This window comes from Embleya sp. NPDC059237 (assembly GCF_042754105.1).
GTDB lineage: Bacteria > Actinomycetota > Actinomycetes > Streptomycetales > Streptomycetaceae > Embleya.
Genome location: NZ_JBHZAE010000001.1, coordinates 1,604,285 through 1,623,063, shown reverse-complemented (window position 1 = coordinate 1,623,063; position 18,779 = coordinate 1,604,285). Strand labels below are relative to the sequence as shown.

The following is an 18,779-nucleotide window of genomic DNA, read 5'->3' as shown; positions in this document are numbered from 1 at the left end:
CGCACGCCGGCGGCGGCCCACCCGACGACACTGACCAGCCCCGCACCAGCCCACGCAACCAAAGACGCCGCGCCCGCCGAACACGCCCGACCCACCCAGGAAGCCCACCGGCAGACCCAACCCGACCGCCCACCCACCCGCTCCTGCCGGCCGGGTCTCGCCGAGCAACACACCCGCCTCACCGGGCACCCCGACCCTCGGAGCCCCGCACGCCGGCGGCGGCCCACCCGACGACACTGACCAGCCCCGCACCAGCCCACGCAACCAAAGACGCCGCGCCCGCCGAACACGCCCGACCCACCCGGGAAGGCCCACCGGCAGACCCGACCCGACCGCCCACCCACCCCGCCGCTGCCGGCCGCCCTTCCGCCGAGCAACGCACCCGCTTCGTCGAAAACCCCACGCCTCTGAGCCCCGCATGCCGGCGGGGCGCGGCCTGCCCCACGACCCACGCCCCGCCCCTCCCCCGAGGGCCTCCCCGCCCCCGCCCCGCTCCCCCGGATGGGTCGCCGGGATCGCGGGGGTGCGGTGGGCGGGTGAGCGTGGGGGGATGGGTGTCGGTCGGTGGGTGGTGGTGCTTCGGGGGGTTGCCGCGCTGGTTTTGACCCTGGCCGTGGTCGTGTTGGGCTTGGCCGGGATTGCTCGGAGTACCGTGCTCAATCGGGCCTTCTATCAGGGCGCGCTCGACGACGAGCGGGCCTACAACCGGATGTACGACGAGGTCCTGGTCGATCCGGCCGCCGCCCAGGTCACCCGGGACCTGTTGGCGCGGATGCCCGTGCCGCCGTCGGTGGTGACCGCCAACCTCAAGACCGTGTTGCCGCCCGCGACCCTGCGCGGCATCGTCGACACGCAGATCGCCAACACGATCGGCTACCTGCGCGGCGAGCAGCCCGAGTTGCGGCTGGTCCTGGATCTGCGGCCGATCCTGGCCAACGTCGGCGGCGTCGCCGAGTTGTACTTCGGGGACCTGATCGCCAACGTGCAGGGCCACCCCTCCGCCGACTTCGCCGCGTTTCGCGAGGGCCTGGACGCCGCCCTCGACGACCTCGCCGCAGGCCGCCGGCCGGCCGACTTCCCCACCTTCGTGCTGGATGCCCCGAGCATGGCCGCCACCACCGACGCCCTGGTCGCGGTGGTGCCGGCCGACGCCCGGCCCGGGGTGCGCGTCCAGGTGACCGCGGCGCTCGCCACCGGCGACATCGCGGGAGCGCTCGCCGTGGTCGGGCCGTACGTGCTGGGCGGCGGCGCCGGTTCGGCCTCCTCCGACCTGGCCGCGCGCACCGACGACGGGCAGTGGGACGTGCTCCCGGACCTGCGCCACGCCGGCCTGAACCTGAGCGGCGTCTCCACCGCCCGCGGCTTCACCAAACCGGCCCTCGGCCCGATCCAGACGCTGACCACCGTGCTCGGCATCGCCGCCGTGGCCCTGCTGTGGCTCACCGGGCCCCGTTCATGGACCCGCCGCGTGCCCGTGATCGGCTGGTCCCTGGCCGTCGGCGGAGTGCTGACCGGCGCGCTGGTCCTGCTCGTCCGCGACCGGCTGCCGGACGTACTGGCCCACCCGTCGCCCACCTGGCCGCATTCGGTGAACACGCTGGTCACCGACGTCCAGCGGTCCGCGATCTCCTCGCTCACCCGCGTCGGCCTGTTCGTCGCGCTGGTCCCCCTCGTACTCGGCCTGCTCCTGGTCGCCGGCGCCTGGAGCTGGCGTCGCGCCGCCGCCCGCCGGGCCCTGGCCCTGCCCCCGCGCCACCGCATCGCGCTCGCCGCGACCGTGGCCGCGTTCACCGTCGCGGCCCTGGCCCTGGGCGCCACCGTGGTCCCCGTCGCGGCGGGCAAGAAGGAGGAGCCGCACTGCCTGGGATCGATCGAACTGTGCGAGCTGCGCTACGACGAGGTCGCCTACCTGACCACGCACAACGCCATGGCGAGCACCGCCGACCGGTTCATCGGCCCGCTCCAGGACCCGGACATCACCGCGCAGCTCAACGCGGGCGCGCGCGGCCTGCAACTGGACACCTACACCTGGGAGCAGCCCGACCAGGTGCAGCCCCGGCTCAGCGTCTCCAGCTTCGCGCCGGACATGCAGGCCGAGGTGTTGCGGCTGATCGACCTGGCCAACCCGCCGCGCCCGGGCCTGTGGTTGTGCCACGCGCTGTGTCGCGCGGGCGCGATCCCGCTGGCCCCGACCCTGCGCGAGATCGGCGCCTGGCTGGACGACAACCCGGGTGAGGTGGTGACGCTGATCCTGCAGGACGACATCACCGGGGAGCAGACCGAACAGGCGTTCCGTGAGGCGGGCGTGGAGCGGCTGCTGTTCACGCCGTCCGCGGACCCGGCGGCGAAGTGGCCGAAGCTGGGCGACATGGTCCGCGACGGGAAACGCCTGGTGGTGTTCGCCGAGCGGGCCAGTGGTCCGGCGCCGTGGTACCGCAACTTCTACCAGTACGGCATGGAGACCCCGTTCACCTTCCTCACCCCCGCCGACATGTCCTGTGTGCCCAACCGGGGCGGCACCGACAAGCGGCTGTTCCTGATGAACCACTTCATCACCAACCTGGGCGGCAGCCGGTTGGACGCCGGGCAGGTCAACGCGCGCCAATACGTGCTCGACCGGGCCCGCGCGTGCGAGGCGCAGCGCGGGCGACCGGTGAACTTCGTCGCGGTGGACTACGCGACGATCGGCGACGCGGCGGGGGCGGTCGAGGAGATGAACGCCACCCGCGCCCGGTCGCGATGACCCACTCCCGGGGTCCCGCGCGACCCGACGAAGTCCCGCGGGACACGCGTTCGCGGAACCCCGCGGGACACCCCTCGCGGAGCCCCGCGGGACACGCCGGGGAGCCCCACGGCACGCCCCTCGCGGAGCCCCGCGGGACCCGCGTCAGTCGAGTTGCCCGGCAAGTAGCTCGGCGAGGTCGGCGACGCGCTCCGGTGTCAGCGTCTCCGACGAGACGTACATCGCCGCCGCGCCCGGCCCGCTCACCCGCAGCCGTACGGCCGCGACGTGCCCGTTGCCGACCGGGATCACCCGCTGCGGCTCGCCCGTCCCGATGTCGTCGGAGAACGGACCCAGGATCGCCGCCTTCGCATCGGAGTCGCGCTGGATCACCGGCAGCGCCATGCTCAGCGGGAAGCCGCGCCGGGAGCCGTACGTGCCCACGTCGATCTTGTCTGCGCCGATGCGGTAGGAGCAGGTCAGCGCGACGCCGTTGACCCGCTGGACCGGGGTGAGGTTCGACTGCGGGTCGCGGGCCGCCGCCTCGTCGTCGGACCACCCCTCGGCGCCGGACGCGGCCGGTTCGCCGGGGGTGACCGCGCCGTCGATGTGGGCCTTGCGGGCCGCGGCGGCGACGTCGTACCGGACCGGGCACACGGTGCCGTGCTCTCCGATCGGCCGGACCTGCTGTCGGAACTTCTCCACGTTCAGGCGTTTGCCGGACCCGCCGGGACCGTCGTCGCCGCCGCACGCGCTCGTCGCGGTGATGACCAGTGCCCCCGTCGCGAGCACGGCGAGGGTACGACCTCGGATGTGCTGCCAATCGATCATGCGGGCAGCGTACCGACGCCGGGGGCGCCCGGGGTCAGCTCATCGGATAGACCTCGAAGGCGGCGCCGAACCGGGTGCCCAGGCGCGCGCCGGCTGCCCGGCCCATGCCCTCCAGGAACTCCGCCGCGTCGGCCATCTGATGGTCCTGCCCCAGGCCGGCGAGGTAGGCCGTGTGCGCCTCCAGCGAGGCCACGCCCGCGGCGAAGTCCTCGGTGGTGTCCACCGCGTGGCCGGACTCCGGCGACCCGTTCGCCCACACCGCACGCACGCCGCCCCACGGCTGGTGTCCCTCGTCGATCAGTTCGCGGAAGACCCAGCGGTTGCCCGCGTCGCGCACCGCGTCCACCACGGCACGGCCGACCGCGATGTGGTCCGCCTGGTTGAGGAACGCGCCGCCCCAGGTGTCCCGGAAGTTGCCGGTGATCACGATCTCCGGGCGGTGCCGGCGGATCACCCGGGACAGGTCGCGGCGCAGCGGCAGCCCGTACTCGACCACGCCGTCGGGGTGGCCGAGGAATTCGACCGTGTCCACGCCGACGATCCGCGCGGATTCGACCTGTTCGGCCTCGCGCAGCGGGCGACACTTGTCCGGCTCCAGGCCGTCGATGCCGGCCTCGCCGCTGGTGACCATGACGTACGTGATCCGCTTGCCCTGACGGGCCCAGCGGGCGATCGCGGCGGCGGCGCCGTATTCGAGGTCGTCGGGGTGCGCGACGATGGCCAGCGCGCGCTCCCAGTCCTCGGGCAGCGTCTCGTACGGTTCGGGCCGGGACTCGGTGGTCATTCGGATGGTCCTTCCGGGGTGGCCGTTTCGGCCGGGTGGTACGCGGACCCGGCCATCTTCACATCGGGCGGCCTGCCACGGCCCGCTTCGCGGCGGCCGATAGGATTCGTATCCTCATGAGCGCCACGATCGTCGTCAAAGAGCTTGCCGCCGGACACGGTGACCGTGTCCTGTTCTCCGGACTGGACCTGGTGATCGCCCCCGGCGACGTCGTGGGCCTGGTCGGGGTCAACGGCGCGGGCAAGTCCACCCTGTTGCGGCTGCTGGCCGGCCTGGCCGCGCCGGAGGCGGGTTCGGTACAGCTGTCGCCGCCGACCGCGTCGGTGGGCCACCTGCCGCAGGAGCCGGAGCGGCGGCCGGGCGAGACGGTGCGCGCGTTCCTGGCCCGCCGCACCGGCGTCGCCGCCGCCCAGGCCGCGCTCGACGCCGCGACCGAGGGGCTGGTCGAGGGTCGCGCGGGGGCGGACGACGAGTACAGCGTGGCGCTGGATCGTTGGCTGGACCTGGGTGGCGCGGACCTGGAGGAGCGGGCCGAGGAGGTCGCGGCGGAACTGGGCCTGGCGGTGGACCTCGATCGGGAGATGACCGCGCTGTCCGGCGGCCAGGCGGCCCGCGCGGGGCTGATGTCGCTGCTGCTCAGCCGCTACGACGTGTTCCTGCTCGACGAGCCGACCAACGACCTGGACCTGGACGGTCTGGACCGGTTGGAGAAGTTCGTCACCGGGCTGCGCGCGGGCACCGTGGTGATCAGCCACGACCGCGAGTTCCTGGCCCGCACGGTGGACCGGGTGGTCGAGCTGGATCTGGCCCAGCAGCAGGTGCGCAGCTTCGGCGGCGGCTACGACGCCTATCTGGCCGAGCGCGAGGTGGCCCGCCGGCACGCCCGCGAGGACTACGAGGAATACGCCGACAAGCGCGGCGACCTCGAGGCCCGGGCCCGGATGCAGCGCGGGTGGATGGACAAGGGCACCCGCAACGCACGGCGCAAGTCCACGGACAACGACAAGATCAGCCGCAAGACCCGGGCCGAGGCGAGCGAGAAACAGGCGTCCAAGGCCCGGCAGACCGAGCGCATGATCGAACGCCTCGACGTGGTCGAGGAGCCGCGCAAGGAGTGGGAGCTGCGGATGGAGATCGCCGCCGCCCCACGCGCGGGCGCGGTGGTGGCCACGCTGAACGGCGCGGTGGTCGAGCGCGGCGGGTTCACGCTGGGTCCGGTGACGCTGCAGATCGACTGGGCGGACCGGGTCGCGATCACCGGCGCGAACGGCGCGGGCAAGTCGACGCTGCTCGCGGCGCTGCTCGGGCGCACCGAGTTGACGGCGGGTCAGGGCTCGCTCGGCTCGGGGGTGGTGGTGGGCGAGGTGGACCAGGCGCGCGGGTTGTTCCTGGGCGACCGGCCGCTCCTGGACGCGTTCTGCGCGCTGGTCCCGGATCTGTTGCCGGCCGATGTCCGCACGCTGCTGGCCAAGTTCGGGCTCAAGGCGGCGCATGTGCTGCGCCCGGCCGCGACGTTGTCCCCGGGTGAGCGCACCCGGGCGGCGTTGGCGCTGCTCCAGGCCGAGGGGGTCAACCTGCTGGTCCTGGACGAGCCGACGAACCACCTGGACCTGCCCGCGATCGAGCAGTTGGAGTCGGCGTTGGAGTCGTACGCCGGCACCCTGCTCCTGGTCACCCACGACCGCCGGATGCTGGACGCGGTCCGCACCACCCGCCGGTTGCGGGTCGCCGACGGCCGGGTCACCGAGGTCTGATCCGGCGTCGGGGCGGGGCACCGCCTCCGGGTCGGTCCGCGGCTCGACGCGGTCGTGGACCCGGTATCGACCGTGGCCCGCCAACCGCCCATGATCCATCGTTAGAATCAGCAGCCATGAGCGAACTGCCGCCGGGCGCGAACCAATCCTTGCCGGTCGGCGTCGTGCGGGTACGGGTGCCCGGGCCGTTCGACATCTCCGCGCTGATCACGGGTGAGGACCGACGGGTGTCCGGCGACGCCGACTTCGTCTTCTTCAACCAGGTGTCCGCGCCCGGGGTACGGCTCGGCGGCGACACCGTCACCGTGGATCCCACCGGCCTGCGGGCGGGCGCGACGCGGGTAACCGTGGTGGTCAGTCCGGCCGACACCACGCACACCCTCGGCGAGCTGCCGCCGCCGGCGATGACGCTCACCGGTGCGAGCGGCACGCTGCTCGCGCGGTTCACCCCGCCGCGACCACGCACCGAGACGGTGTTGTTGCTCGCCGAGATCTATCGGCGCGGCGCGCAGTGGAAGGTGCGCGCGCTCGGTCAGGGCTACGCGGACGGCCTCGCGGGCATCGCCCGGGACTTCGGGGTCGACGTCGAGGAGGAGACGCAAACCCCGTCCGGCCTTTCCGAGTTCCAGCGCGGCGTGGTCGAGCTGACCAACGTCGAGCGGGCCCGACACGGTCTGCGTCCGCTCGCGCCGCAGCCGCAACTGACCTCGTGCGCTCAGGCGTTCAGCGCGGACATGATCACCCGGGCGTTCTTCTCGCACACCGATCCGGACGGCCGCGAGCCGTGGGACCGGGCGATCGCGGCGGGTTACCTGTACAGCCGGATAGGGGAGAACATCGCCTGCGGCCAGCGCAGCCCGGCCGAGGTGGTGCAGGGGTGGATGGACAGCCCCGGGCATCGCAAGAACATCCTCACCGCGGAGTTCACCGAAATCGGTGTCGGATATGTCACCGGCGGCACCTACGGCACGTCCTGGACCCAGGTCTTCGGCACCCCGCGCTGACCCGTTCCGGGATGGGCCGGCGGTCTCCCCGTTGACCCGAATGGGTATAAAGACGATGCCGGGATCGACGTCGGCGGGAGTGGTGCGCTCCGTGTGCGGGCACCGGGGCACCCTCTCGGGTCGAACCGGCAACCGGGTGCGAGGAGGCCCGATGACGGTGCGTCATACTCGGTTGTTCGAGGCGAGGGAGATCACGTGCAGCTTGAGTTGGATCCGCCGTACGGCGTAGGGCCGATCAAGATCGGCATGTCCATGGACGAGGCAGAGACCGCTCTGCGCGAACTCGGAGGAGATCTGTCGGGGCGCACTCGTGGGTTCGCCCACTTCGGTGCGGACCTCTCGATTCATGTGGTGAGCGACAAGGACGGACTGGTCGAGGCGATCGAGGTACACCGGTCCGAGGACGATTTCGCCGACACTGTGCTGTGTCTGGGTATCGACGTCTTCGGCACACCGGCCGTCGACGTCACCCGACTGCTCGGCGAACTGACACCCGTCCGGGTGGAGACCGAAGGCGCGTCGCTGGTGGCCCCGGAACTGCTGGTGGCCCTGTGGCAGCCGTTCGTGCCCGGACACGGCAACAACAACGGCGTGGTCGGCGAGGGCCTGTACTTCCGCACCGCCCTGGTAGCCGGCCCCGGGTACTACGACAAGAGCGGGCAACACCGGGCGATCCACGCCGGGTGAGCCCGACCCCCTGAGCGATCGGCTCGCCAGACGGGAACACGACGAGCCGAAGTCGTGGATCCTCGCCGAGAAGTGGCTCGGCGGGGTCCACGACCTCGTCGGCCGACGCTACGGCCGCCCGAACTCCGCCGCCCGGTGTGTGAACTCGCCACCCGGGCCGACAGGGCGGCCGTGACGCGGTGGACAGGGGTCTGCGGCGGTAGGCGGGGCCACGGCCCTTCCGGGCCCGCGCCGCAACCCCGGGACTCTTCGTGGACCCGGGGGGCCGCCTCGCTCAGACCCGGTTGCCCAGCAGGCCGTTCAGGACCGCGGCACCCTGGGGCGCGTCGGACACGGTGACCACGAACTCGCGTCCGGAGACGAGGGTGAGCGTCAGGGCCTCGCCGGAGCGCTGCACGACCCCGGTCGCCCTCGACTTGATCCGGTATCCCCAGCCGCCGAACTCGCGCAGCGCCCGGACCTCGCGGTGTCCGGCCCTGCGGATCTCGCTCAGCGGTACCCGCTTGCGCGGCCACGGCAGCAACCCGAACTCGACGGTCAGCCCGCGTTGGTCGGCGTGCACCCGCACTACCGACAGGAACGCGCACAACACCGCTCCGCCCAGGAGCCCGATGCCCGAGCCGATGAAGCCGTACATGACGCTGACCACGGCAGAGGCCACCACGAAGGCCCCGGTCAGGCCCACCATGACGGGCGAAACGGCGGTTTTGCTCCAGGACGAATGTACGAACGACGACATGGGATCCCTCTGCTGCCCGGTATCGCTGCCCTTGCCGTCCCGACGATATGCCGGCTCCCGCAAGCTGCGGGAGCCGGCATCAAGTCAGCGCGCCGCCAAGATCCGGCCGCTGACCTCACCGAATCCGAGCCGCGTGCCGTTCGGGCCGGGGGCGGTGGCGGTGATCGTGACCTCGTCGCCGTCCTCCAGATAGGTCCGGCTCGATCCGTCCGGGAGCTTGAGGGGGTTCTCGCCGTTCCAGGTGATCTCGATCAGCGCGCCGCGCTCACCGACCTCGGGCCCGCTGACCGTGCCGGAGGCGAACAGGTCGCCCGGGCGCAGCGAGGCGCCGTTGACGGTCATGTGCGCCAGTTGCTGCGCGGCGGTCCAGTACATCGACGCGAACGGCGGCCGGGAGATCACGTGTCCGTTGAGCCGGACCTCCATGCTCAGGTCGAGCCCCCACGGCTCGGCGGCGCGGTCGTCCAGGTAGGGCAGTGGCTCGACGTCGCGCGCGGGGGGTGCCACGCGCGCGGCGTCGAGTGCTTCGAGCGGCACGATCCACGGCGACACCGAGGTGGCGAACGACTTGCCCAGGAACGGGCCCAGCGGGACGTACTCCCACGCCTGGATGTCGCGTGCGGACCAGTCGTTGAGCAGGCACACGCCGAACACGTGGTCGGCGAAGTCGCCGAGGCCGACCGGGGTGCCCAGCTCGGAGCCCGCGCCGACGACGAAGCCGACCTCGGCCTCGATGTCGAGGCGCCGGGTGGGCCCGAAGGACGGCACCGCGTCGGTCGGCGCCTTGCGCTGTCCGCTGGGGCGCACGATCGGGGTGTGCGAGACCACGACGGTGCCCGCGCGGCCGTGGTAGCCGATCGGCAGGTGCTTCCAGTTCGGGCTCAGCGGCTCGGTGCCGGGTCGGAAGATCCGGCCGAGGTTGCTCGCGTGGTGTTCGGAGGCGTAGAAGTCCACGTAGTCGGCCGGCTCGAAGGGCAGCCGCAGCACCACGTCCCGGCGCGAAATCAGGTGCGGTTCGACGCTCGCCCGCAGGCTCGGGTCGGTCAGCCAGGTGGTGATCGCGGCCCGTACGCCGCGCCAGGTCGCTCGCCCGGCGGCCATCAGCGCGGTCAGGCTCGGCGCGTCCAGCACGGCCGACACCTCGGCGCTCGCGCCGACCGCGTGCGCGGCGGCACCGGCGTCGAGCACGAAGTCGCCGATGGCCACCCCGACGCGCGGCCGGTGCGGCTCGTGGTCGGTGGTGAACACGCCGTAGGGCAGGTTGTCGATGCCGTAGCCCGAGTCGGTCGGCAGCGGGACCCAGGTGCTGGGCATGAGGTGCGGCTCCTCGTGGGATCGGTCGCGGTGGTGCGGGCTAGCGCGTGTGCGGGGGTTGGCCGAGCAGGCCGAGCGTGAGCGCGTCCTGGAGCGGCTCGGCGACGCTACAGGTTCCGTACGAGGTCAGGTAGCCGCGCAGGCGGGTGCGCTCGGGCACGGTGAGACCGTGCGCCATGCGGGTGAGTTCGGCGCTGTCGCGGATGGCCAGCAGGTCCGCGAGCGCGTCCGGTTCGGCGCCGGCGACGGCGTGGTGGGTGGCGAGCATCAGGTTGAGGTAACCGTGGTGCTCGAAACCCGTGGTCGGGTCGGTGTGCCGCACGGCGTTGTGCAGCCCGGCCGTGACCTTGAACGGCATTTCGCGGACTCGGCACGCGTGTACGAACGCGGCCAGTTCGGCCTCGTTCGGGAACGCGTGCGCGGCGGTGCCGCCGGTGCGGAACTTGGGCCGCCCGTACGTGCCGGCGAGATTGTCCAGGTCTGCGTCGAGGCCCGCGCCTTTGAGGACCTCGACGTAGCCCGCCGTCATCTCCGGCAGGTGTTCGTGCAGCGCTGCGACCGCCTTGCCGATCTCGCCGTCGCCGGCGACCTCGATGCCCTCCAGGAGCAACCCGGGGGTGTCCAGGATGGTGCGTACCGCGGGCCCCACCGTGGCCGGCCCGCCGGGCGCCACGAGCACCACGCGCAGCGGCGCCTCGGGATCGGCGAGCGCGATCAGGTCGGGCAGGTGCGCGACGCCGACCAGGAAGTGCCGGACGAAGTCGGCGAACCATTCGGTGCGGTAGACGCGGTGTGCGGGTACCGCCTCGGCCATCGGGGCGTTTCCGGGCGGGAACAGCGCCGCGTCGTCCCACAACCCCGCGAACAGCGGCACTTCGGGCCCTGCGGCGTCCGTGTTCGTGCCCGTGCTCATGTCCGCGGCGCCTTTCCGGCCCAGGTCCACGCGTAGGCCGGGTCCTCGCTCGCGAGGCCCCCCTCGCCGACGCCCAGGGGCCGGAACGTGTCCACCATGACCGCCAGTTCGTCGAAGAACTCGATGCCGATGCTGCGCTCGTAGGCGCCGGGCTGCGGTCCGTGTGCGTGTCCGCCCGGGTGCAGCGAGATCGACCCCTGGCCGATCCCGGAGCCCTTGCGGGCCTCGTAGTTGCCCCCGCAGTAGAACATGACCTCGTCCGAGTCCACGTTGGAGTGGTAGTACGGCACCGGGATCGACAGCGGGTGGTAGTCCACCTTGCGCGGCACGAAGTTGCAGATCACGAACCCCTGGCCCTCGAACACCTGGTGCGCGGGCGGCGGTTGGTGGATCCGGCCGGTGATCGGCTCGAAGTCGGAGATGTTGAACACGTACGGGTACAGGCACCCGTCCCAGCCCACCACGTCGAACGGGTGCGTGGGGTACACGTAGCGGGTGCCGGCGATCTCGCCGCCCAGGCCGCGGTGCTTGACCAGTACCTCGACGTCGGTGCCCTCGGCCAGGAGCGGCTGTACGGGCCCGCACAGGTCGCGTTCGCAGAACGGCGCGTGCTCCAGGAGCTGGCCGAACCGGGAGAGGTAGCGCTTGGCGGGCGCGATGTGCGAGTTGGCCTCGATGCAGTACGCGCGCAGCGGCTCGTCGCCGCTCGGCACCCACCGGTGGGTGGTGGCGCGCGGCAGGATCACGTAGTCGCCGGGGCCGACGGTCAGCGCGCCGAAGACGGTCTCCACCGTCCCCGAGCCCGACTCGACGTAGACGCACTCGTCGCCGAGCGCGTTGCGGTACAGCGGGGAGGTGCTGCCGGCGACCACGTAGGAGATCCGCACGTCGGCGTTGCCGAGTACGAGCCGGCGGCCGGTGACCGCGTCGACGGCCTTCCACTCGTTGTCCGCGAACAGGTCGTGCAGCTTGAGGTGGCGGGGCTTGAGCGGGTGGTTGGCGGTGACCGTCTGGTCCGGGACCTCCCACACGGTCGCGTCGGCGATGGCCGAGGGGATCGCGCGGTGGTAGAGCAGCGAGGAGTCGGACGTGAAGCCCTCCTCGCCCATCAGCTCCTCGTAGTACAAGCCGCCGTCCGGGCGGCGGTGCTGGGTGTGCCGCTTGGGCGGCACCTCGCCCACGCTGCGGTAGTACGCCATGACTGCCCGACTCCTCCGTCCGCTCCCCGCGCCCTGTGCGCGGCGCCGCCGTCCCCGCCCGTGTATCGGTCCGCCCGGCCGTGCCGGCCGGGCGGACGCGTCGCGGCCTAGAGGTTGCCGCGGCGCTCCTGCTCGCGCTCGATCGCCTCGAACAGCGCCTTGAAGTTCCCCTTGCCGAAGCCGAGCGAACCGTGCCGCTCGATCAGCTCGAAGAACACGGTGGGCCGGTCCTGGACGGGCTTGGTGAAGATCTGGAGCAGGTAGCCGTCCTCGTCGCGGTCGACCAGGATCTTGAGTTCGCGCAGCGTCTCGACCGGTACCCGGGTCTCGCCCGCCCACTCCCCCAGGGTGTCGTAGTAGCTGTCCGGGGTGGACAGGAACTCGACGCCCATCTCGCTCATCGCGCGCACCGAGGCCACGATGTCGTTGGTGGCGAGCGCGATGTGCTGTACGCCGGGGCCGCCGTAGAACTCGAGGTATTCGTCGATCTGCGACTTCTTGCGGCTGATCGCGGGCTCGTTGAGCGGGAACTTCACCCGGTGGTTGCCGCTGGTGACGACCTTGGACATGAGCGCGGAGTATTCGGTGGCGATGTCGTCGCCGATGAACTCCTTCATGTTGGTGAAGCCCATGACGCGGTTATAGAAGGACACCCACTCGTCCATCTTGCCCAGCTCGACGTTGCCCACGCAGTGGTCGATGGCCTGGAAGTAGCGCTTGGGGTGCGCGGCGGGCTTGCCGCGGAACAGCGGCTCGGCGGCGACGAAGCCGGGCAGGAACGGGCCCTTGTAGGCGGAGCGGTCCACCAGCGTGTGCCGGGTCTGGCCGTAGGTGGCCAGGACCGCGCTGCGCACGGTGCCGTGCTCGTCGCTGTCGTCGTGCGGCTCGACCAGGACGGTGGCGCCGTGCTCGCGGGCATAGGCGATCGCCTTGTCCACGTCCGGGACCTCGATGGCCAGGTCGGCGACGCCGTCGCCGTGGGCGTGGGTGGCGGCGCCGATCTCGGTGCCGGCGTGTACCTCGCCGGTGATCACGAAGCGGGCCTTGCCGGAGACGAGGACGTACTCGGCGGCGTCGCGAGAGCCGGTCTCGGGACCGCGGTAGGCGACGCAGGTCATCCCGAACGCGGTGGAGTAGTAGTGCGCGGCCTGTTTGGCGTTGCCCACGAAGAACCGGACGTGGTCCATCGCGATGACGGGGAAGGGGTCGCCCGCCGGGTCGTGCTCGACGGCGCCGACGAGGACGTCGGTGTCTTCCAGGGTGTTGAAGGTGCTCATGACGGGCGATCCCCTCGGGAAGGAACGGATGCCGGAAGTACACTTCCGCTGGCAACATCTGACAACATCTCGGCCAGGAGCTATACAGATTGCTTAGGTGAGAGAGCCATATGCGAGACGATCTTCAGGATTCGCGCATCACACTGGACGAGTTGGACGTACGTCTCATTCGGGCGGGCCGGCAACATCCGCGCGCCGGCATGCTGGAGCTGTCCCGGTTGATCGGGGTCTCCCGCGCCACCGTCCAGGCCCGGCTGGACCGGATGGAGGCGGCCGGAGTGATCACCGGCTACGGCCCCGAGGTGGATCTGGTCGCCGCCGGATACCCGGTCCTGGCCTTCGTCACACTGGAGATCGCCCAGGGCGGCCTGTCGGGCGTGGCCACCGCGCTGGCCGCGGTCCCCCAGGTGCTGGAGGCGTACGGCACCACCGGCATCGGCGACGTGCACTGCCGCATCGCCGCCACGTCGAATCAGGACCTGCAACAAATCCTGATCGACATCAACCGCATCCCCGAGGTGGTCCGCACCACGAGCGTCATCGCCCTGTCGGAGGTGGTCCCCATGCGCACCCTCCCCTTGCTCGAAGCCCAAAACCGCCCCCGCCCCAGCCGAGTCCCCGCCTTCCGCGACCACTCGGCGCAGCCGGCGATCAGTGGCCGGGATCAGCGGCCGGAACGCGGGGAGTGATCCTCGGGCTGTGCACCGCCGTACGTCGGAGAGGCGGCTCGATACGGGGGAAAATCGCTCTCGCCCCCGGGCATCGGATCGCTTGTGCCCGAACCGGTCGCGACCGGCCGAGCCGCGCCGGAAATGCCCCGAAACCGGATGGTCCCGTCATCGCTCGCCCGGACCGCTTCCGAGGACAGGCGCACCGCCGTCGACCGGAGACACCACGACCGCGTCACGGGGCCACGTCACGTGGAGGTCGCATGACTCGGCATGACCGAGAGGCGATGCAGACGGTAGTCGATCGCACGCGCGTGCGTGAGGACGACCTCGCCTTCCCGGTGGGGCTGCGCGACAGCGGGGTGGGTGGGACGGGAGAATGGCGGGGGATGGTTGGTGATGATGTGGATCGGGACGTGACGATGTCGGTGTCTGGGCAGCAGGGTTCGGAGCAGGGTGCGCAGGAGGATGTGCATCGGCTGATCGCCGAGGAGCTCGGGGTTCGGGAGGGGCAGGTCAGGGCGGCCGTCGAGTTGCTCGACGGGGGTGCGACCGTGCCGTTCATCGCCCGCTACCGCAAGGAGGTGACCGGGACCCTCGACGACACGCAGTTGCGTACGCTCGAGGAACGGCTGCGCTACCTGCGGGAGTTGGCCGAGCGTCGGGTAGCCGTGCTCGCCGCGATCGAGGCGCAGGGCAAGTTGGACGACGCGCTGCGGGCGCAGATCATGGCGGCCGATTCGAAGGCCCGCCTCGAGGACATCTACCTCCCGTACAAGACCAAGCGCCGGACCAAGGCGCAGATCGCCCGCGAGGCCGGCCTCGAACCGCTGGCGCTCGGGTTGCTGGGCGACCCGTCGCGTGATCCGGTCGCCGCGGCCGGGGCGTTCGTCGACCCGGACAAGGGTGTCGCCGACGCGCAGGCGGCGTTGGACGGTGCCCGCGCGATCCTGGTCGAGCGGTTCGCCGAGGACGCCGACCTGATCGGCGCGCTGCGCGAGAAGATGTGGACGCGCGGGCGCGTGGTGGCCAAGGTGCGCGAGGGCAAGGAGGAGGCGGGCGCCAAGTTCGCCGACTACTTCGACTTCGCCGAGCCGTTCACCCGGCTGCCGTCGCACCGGATCCTGGCGATGTTCCGGGGCGAGAAGGAGGACGTCCTCGATCTGACGCTGGCCCCCACCGCGGACGCGGCCGAGGAGGGTGACGGTCCGACCGAGTACGAGCGGGCGATCGCGCACACCTTCGGGATCACCAACCGCGACCGCCCCGCCGACAAGTGGCTCGCGGACACCGTGCGCTGGGCGTGGCGCACCCGGATCCTGGTGCACCTGGGCATCGACCTGCGCGGTCGGCTGCGCCAGGAGGCCGAGGACGAGGCGGTCCGGGTGTTCGCCGCCAACCTGCGCGACCTGCTGCTGGCCGCACCGGCCGGCACCCGCGCCACGATGGGCCTCGACCCGGGCCTGCGTACCGGGGTCAAGGTCGCGGTGACCGACGACACCGGCAAGGTGGTGGCGACCGAGACGATCTATCCGCACGAGCCGCGCCGCCGCTGGGACGAGTCGATCGCCACGCTCGCGCGCCTTGCCGCCGCCCACCGGGTGGACCTGATCGCGATCGGCAACGGCACCGCCTCGCGCGAGACCGACAAGCTGGCCGCCGAACTGATCGCCAAGCACCCCGAGTTGGGCCTGACCAAGGTGATGGTCTCCGAGGCCGGCGCCTCGGTGTACAGCGCCTCGGCCTTCGCCTCGCAGGAACTCCCGGACCTGGACGTGTCGTTGCGCGGCGCGGTGTCGATCGCCCGGCGGCTCCAGGACCCGCTGGCCGAGTTGGTCAAGATCGACCCCAAGTCGATCGGCGTGGGCCAGTACCAACACGACCTGTCCGAGCTGAAGTTGTCGAGGTCGCTCGACGCGGTGGTCGAGGACTGCGTGAACGCGGTCGGCGTGGACGTCAACACCGCCTCGGCGCCGCTGCTCACCCGGGTATCCGGGATCGGCGCGACGCTGGCCGAGAACATCGTGCAACACCGGGACGCGAACGGGCCGTTCAAGACCCGGCGCGACCTGAAGAACGTGGCGCGGCTCGGCCCGAAGGCGTTCGAGCAGGCGGCCGGCTTCCTGCGGATCCCGGCCGGCGACGACCCGCTGGACGCCTCCTCCGTGCACCCCGAGGCCTATCCGGTGGTACGCCGGATCGTGGCGGCGGCCGGTGGCGACGTCCGCACCCTGATCGGCGCGGCGCCGAAGTTGCGCGCGCTGGACCCGAAGGCGTTCACCGACGAGAAGTTCGGGCTGCCGACGGTCACCGACATCCTGCGCGAGTTGGAGAAGCCGGGGCGCGACCCGCGGCCGGCGTTCAAGACGGCCACCTTCAAGGAGGGCGTCGAGAAGTTGTCCGACCTGCGGCCCGGGATGCTCCTGGAGGGCGTGGTCACGAACGTGGCCGCGTTCGGCGCGTTCGTGGACGTCGGCGTGCACCAGGACGGCCTGGTGCACGTGTCGGCGATGTCGAAGACGTTCGTGAGCGACCCGCACGACGTGGTCAAGTCGGGGGACGTGGTGCGGGTCAAGGTGCTCGACGTGGACATCCCGCGCAAGCGCATCTCGTTGACGCTGCGACTGGAGGACGAGGCGCCCGAGCGCGGGGGGCGCGACGGGCGGTCGTCCGGGGACGGGCGCCAGGGGGGTTCGCGGCAGGGTCAGGGGGGTTCGCGGCAGGGCCAGGGTCAGGGCGGCTCCCGGCAGGGGCAGGGCGGCGGTGGGGGCGGCGGTGGCCAGGGGCGCCGAGGCGCGCCGCCGAAGCAGAGCCGTGGGTCGCAGCCGCCCGCCGCCGGTGGCGGCGCCATCGCGGACGCGCTGCGGCGGGCCGGACTGGTCGAGTAGGCGCGGTTGTTCGGCTGATCGTGCGCGCGCGCCGGGTGGGCCTTCGGGCCTGCCCGGCGCGCACGCGTCTCGCCCATCCCGGCCCGCGCGCGGGTACCCCGCATCGCGTACGGGCGCGTCGGGCGTCAACCCGCCTGGGCCGCCGGCGGCACCAGCGCCCGAAGTACCGACACGCGGGTCACCCCGTATTCGGCGAGCAGGTCGGCCACCACGCCCGGGCCGGACGTGAGCGCGAGCAGGATGTGCTCGTCGCCGATGTGCTTGTCCCCGCGCTCCAGCGCCTCCCGCAGCGACTTCTCCAGCACCCGCTTGGCCCCCTCCGTGAACGGCCCGGGTGCCGAGCGACCGCCGAACGGCCACACCCGCCGGCGTCGCGGCCCCATCGCCAACGCGCCCTCACCGTGCACCTGTTCGACCCTGGCCACGATCTCGTCCACGTCGATCCCGAGGTCGGCGAGCGCGGCCTGGTCGGCGGACGACACCCCACCGCGCCGGCGCGCCCGGGCCAGCGCCTCCATCACCTCGTCGCGATGGGCGACGAATCCGATCGTCGCCAGCGCGACGGCCGCCGGCGTACCCTGCCCGTCCAGCAACGCCGCGAGCATGTGCTCCTCCCCCACCTCGCCGGCCTCGGCCCGTCGCGCGTGTTCGCCCGCGCCACGCACGACGGCGCGGGCGTCGCCGGTGAACCTCTCGAACATCAGTTCCTCCCGTGCTTCTTGTGCACTGCCTGACGGCTTACTCCCAACTCGGCGGCGATCTCCTGCCACGACCAGCCCTGCACACGCGCGCTGCGCACCTGCACGGCCTCGAGCTGTTCGAGCAGCCGCCGCAGCGCGGCCACGGCCCGCAGGCCCACGCGCGGATCACGGTCCCCCGCCCTACTGGCGAGGTCGGTTGCTTCGGTCATGTCTGTCAACGTACGTTGACGCGCATCGCATGTCAACCACAGTTGACACTCGAATATTCGGCACACGACGTCGCCCGAGCCGATACCGTCGCCGACCATGCGCATTCTTGTATTGGGCGGCACCGCGTTCGTGGGTCGGGCGATCGTCGAGGACGCACTGCGCGAAGGCGCCGACGTGACCGTTTTCGGGCGGGGACGAACGGGATCGCACCTGTTCCCGGACCTGCCCCGGCTGATCGGCGACCGCGACACCGGCGACTACGCGGCGCTGCGCGACGGCGAATGGGACGCGGTGGTCGACGTCAGCGGCTACGTCCCGCGCCATGTGAACCAGGCGATGGACGCACTCGGCGACCGGGTCGGCCGCTACCTGTTCGTCTCCAGCCACGCCGTATACGTCCAAACCGGCGTCGGCCCCGGCTCGGACGAGGACACCCCGCGCCGGCCGCCCCGGCGCGACACCGAGGAGCTCGACAACGACACATACGGCCCGTGCAAGGTCGCCTGCGAGGACGACGTCCTGGCCCGGTACGGCGACCGCGCCACGATCGTGCGCCCCGGCAAGGTCGTCGGCCCCCACGACGTCCAGGAAACCTTCACCTACTGGGTCCGCCGAGCCGCCCGCGGCGGCCGAGTGGCCGTCCCGGGCGACCCCGACCAGCCGGTACAGGTGGTCGACTCCCGCGACCTGGCCCACCTGGTCACCCGCCTGCTGACCGACAACCGTCCGGGCGCCTTCCACGCGGTCGGCCCGGCCGAACCCACCACGCTGGGCACCCTGATCGAAACCTGCGCCGAGGCGGCCGGCACCGACATCGAACTCGTCCCGATCCCCATCGACGCGGCCCCGGCCCACTTCCCCTTGGTCACGCCACAAGCCCAATGGCCCACCCGCCAACGCAGTGCCGCCCGGGCCAGAGCCGCCGGCATGCCCGCCACCCCCCTCCCGGTCACGGTGGCCGACGTCCGCGCCTGGGACCGACAACGCGGCGAACCCCCTCTCTCACACGGCCTGTCGGCGCGGGAGGAAGCCGATCTGCTCGCCGGCGCGTAGCCCGAGGGGTCGGGCGGCGCGGTCCCGACCCGGCC

16 protein-coding genes are annotated in these 18,779 nt (G+C 72.0%); 7 read left to right on the top strand and 9 right to left on the bottom strand.

The features are described from left to right. Positions 1-550: 550 nt before the first annotated feature. Positions 551-2,743, top strand: a complete 2,193-nt coding sequence (locus ACFXKZ_RS06910) for a hypothetical protein (protein ID WP_379997161.1) — start codon at positions 551-553, stop codon at positions 2,741-2,743. A 144-nt stretch (positions 2,744-2,887) separates the two neighbouring features. On the opposite strand, the gene ACFXKZ_RS06905 is transcribed toward ACFXKZ_RS06910, so the two are convergent. Continuing rightward, positions 2,888-3,553: a hypothetical protein gene (locus tag ACFXKZ_RS06905; protein WP_379997159.1), complete on the bottom strand. Its 666-nt coding sequence runs from the start codon at positions 3,551-3,553 to the stop codon at positions 2,888-2,890. A 34-nt stretch (positions 3,554-3,587) separates the two neighbouring features. Then, positions 3,588-4,337 (bottom strand): PIG-L deacetylase family protein, encoded by a 750-nt coding sequence (locus ACFXKZ_RS06900; protein ID WP_379997157.1) that lies wholly within the window; start codon positions 4,335-4,337, stop codon positions 3,588-3,590. 116 nt (positions 4,338-4,453) lie between these two features. Here ACFXKZ_RS06900 and ACFXKZ_RS06895 point away from each other — a divergent pair, with 116 nt between their 5' ends. The 3 genes from ACFXKZ_RS06895 (at position 4,454) to ACFXKZ_RS06885 (ending at position 7,782) form a co-directional block, all read left to right on the top strand. Next, on the top strand, positions 4,454-6,091 hold the full coding sequence (locus tag ACFXKZ_RS06895; RefSeq protein WP_379997155.1) for an ABC-F family ATP-binding cassette domain-containing protein: 1,638 nt from the start codon (positions 4,454-4,456) through the stop codon (positions 6,089-6,091). 116 nt (positions 6,092-6,207) lie between these two features. Then, a complete protein-coding gene (locus ACFXKZ_RS06890) occupies positions 6,208-7,095 on the top strand; it encodes a CAP domain-containing protein (protein ID WP_379997153.1) in 888 nt (295 codons plus the stop codon). Between the two features lie 195 nt (positions 7,096-7,290). Then, positions 7,291-7,782 carry a hypothetical protein gene (locus tag ACFXKZ_RS06885; RefSeq protein WP_143657831.1) on the top strand — a complete coding sequence of 164 codons (492 nt, stop codon included), beginning with the start codon at positions 7,291-7,293 and terminating at the stop codon, positions 7,780-7,782. A 274-nt stretch (positions 7,783-8,056) separates the two neighbouring features. Here the strand turns inward: ACFXKZ_RS06885 and ACFXKZ_RS06880 are convergent, their stop codons facing one another. The 5 genes from ACFXKZ_RS06880 to hppD form a co-directional block, all read right to left on the bottom strand. Beyond that, on the bottom strand, positions 8,057-8,521 hold the full coding sequence (locus tag ACFXKZ_RS06880) for a hypothetical protein (protein WP_379997151.1): 465 nt from the start codon (positions 8,519-8,521) through the stop codon (positions 8,057-8,059). A gap of 84 nt (positions 8,522-8,605) precedes the next feature. Beyond that, positions 8,606-9,835 carry a fumarylacetoacetase gene (gene fahA, locus ACFXKZ_RS06875; protein WP_379997149.1) on the bottom strand — a complete coding sequence of 410 codons (1,230 nt, stop codon included), beginning with the start codon at positions 9,833-9,835 and terminating at the stop codon, positions 8,606-8,608. Positions 9,836-9,875: 40 nt separating this feature from the next. Beyond that, positions 9,876-10,748: a hypothetical protein gene (locus ACFXKZ_RS06870; RefSeq protein ID WP_379997147.1), complete on the bottom strand. Its 873-nt coding sequence runs from the start codon at positions 10,746-10,748 to the stop codon at positions 9,876-9,878. Further along, complete coding sequence (locus ACFXKZ_RS06865) at positions 10,745-11,947, bottom strand: homogentisate 1,2-dioxygenase (protein ID WP_379997145.1); 1,203 nt, start codon at positions 11,945-11,947, stop codon at positions 10,745-10,747. Before ACFXKZ_RS06865 ends, ACFXKZ_RS06870 begins: the two co-directional genes overlap by 4 nt. A gap of 107 nt (positions 11,948-12,054) precedes the next feature. Continuing rightward, positions 12,055-13,134 (bottom strand): 4-hydroxyphenylpyruvate dioxygenase, encoded by a 1,080-nt coding sequence (hppD, locus tag ACFXKZ_RS06860; RefSeq protein WP_379997334.1) that lies wholly within the window; start codon positions 13,132-13,134, stop codon positions 12,055-12,057. Between the two features lie 200 nt (positions 13,135-13,334). Between hppD and ACFXKZ_RS06855 the strand changes: the two genes are divergently transcribed. Together ACFXKZ_RS06855 and ACFXKZ_RS06850 are read left to right on the top strand one after the other, a co-directional pair. Continuing rightward, positions 13,335-13,913: an Lrp/AsnC family transcriptional regulator gene (locus ACFXKZ_RS06855; protein ID WP_379997143.1), complete on the top strand. Its 579-nt coding sequence runs from the start codon at positions 13,335-13,337 to the stop codon at positions 13,911-13,913. Between the two features lie 401 nt (positions 13,914-14,314). After that, positions 14,315-16,780, top strand: coding sequence for a Tex family protein (locus ACFXKZ_RS06850; protein WP_379997141.1), 2,466 nt, complete (start codon positions 14,315-14,317; stop codon positions 16,778-16,780). A 125-nt stretch (positions 16,781-16,905) separates the two neighbouring features. Here ACFXKZ_RS06850 and ACFXKZ_RS06845 read toward each other — a convergent pair whose 3' ends face one another. Beyond that, positions 16,906-17,481: a Clp protease N-terminal domain-containing protein gene (locus ACFXKZ_RS06845; protein WP_379997139.1), complete on the bottom strand. Its 576-nt coding sequence runs from the start codon at positions 17,479-17,481 to the stop codon at positions 16,906-16,908. Next, positions 17,481-17,690: a helix-turn-helix domain-containing protein gene (locus ACFXKZ_RS06840; RefSeq protein ID WP_026218136.1), complete on the bottom strand. Its 210-nt coding sequence runs from the start codon at positions 17,688-17,690 to the stop codon at positions 17,481-17,483. The genes ACFXKZ_RS06845 and ACFXKZ_RS06840 overlap by 1 nt, the downstream gene beginning before the upstream one ends. A 97-nt stretch (positions 17,691-17,787) precedes the next feature. Between ACFXKZ_RS06840 and ACFXKZ_RS06835 the strand changes: the two genes are divergently transcribed. Then, complete coding sequence (locus ACFXKZ_RS06835; protein WP_379997137.1) at positions 17,788-18,744, top strand: NAD-dependent epimerase/dehydratase family protein; 957 nt, start codon at positions 17,788-17,790, stop codon at positions 18,742-18,744. Positions 18,745-18,779 lie beyond the last annotated feature (35 nt).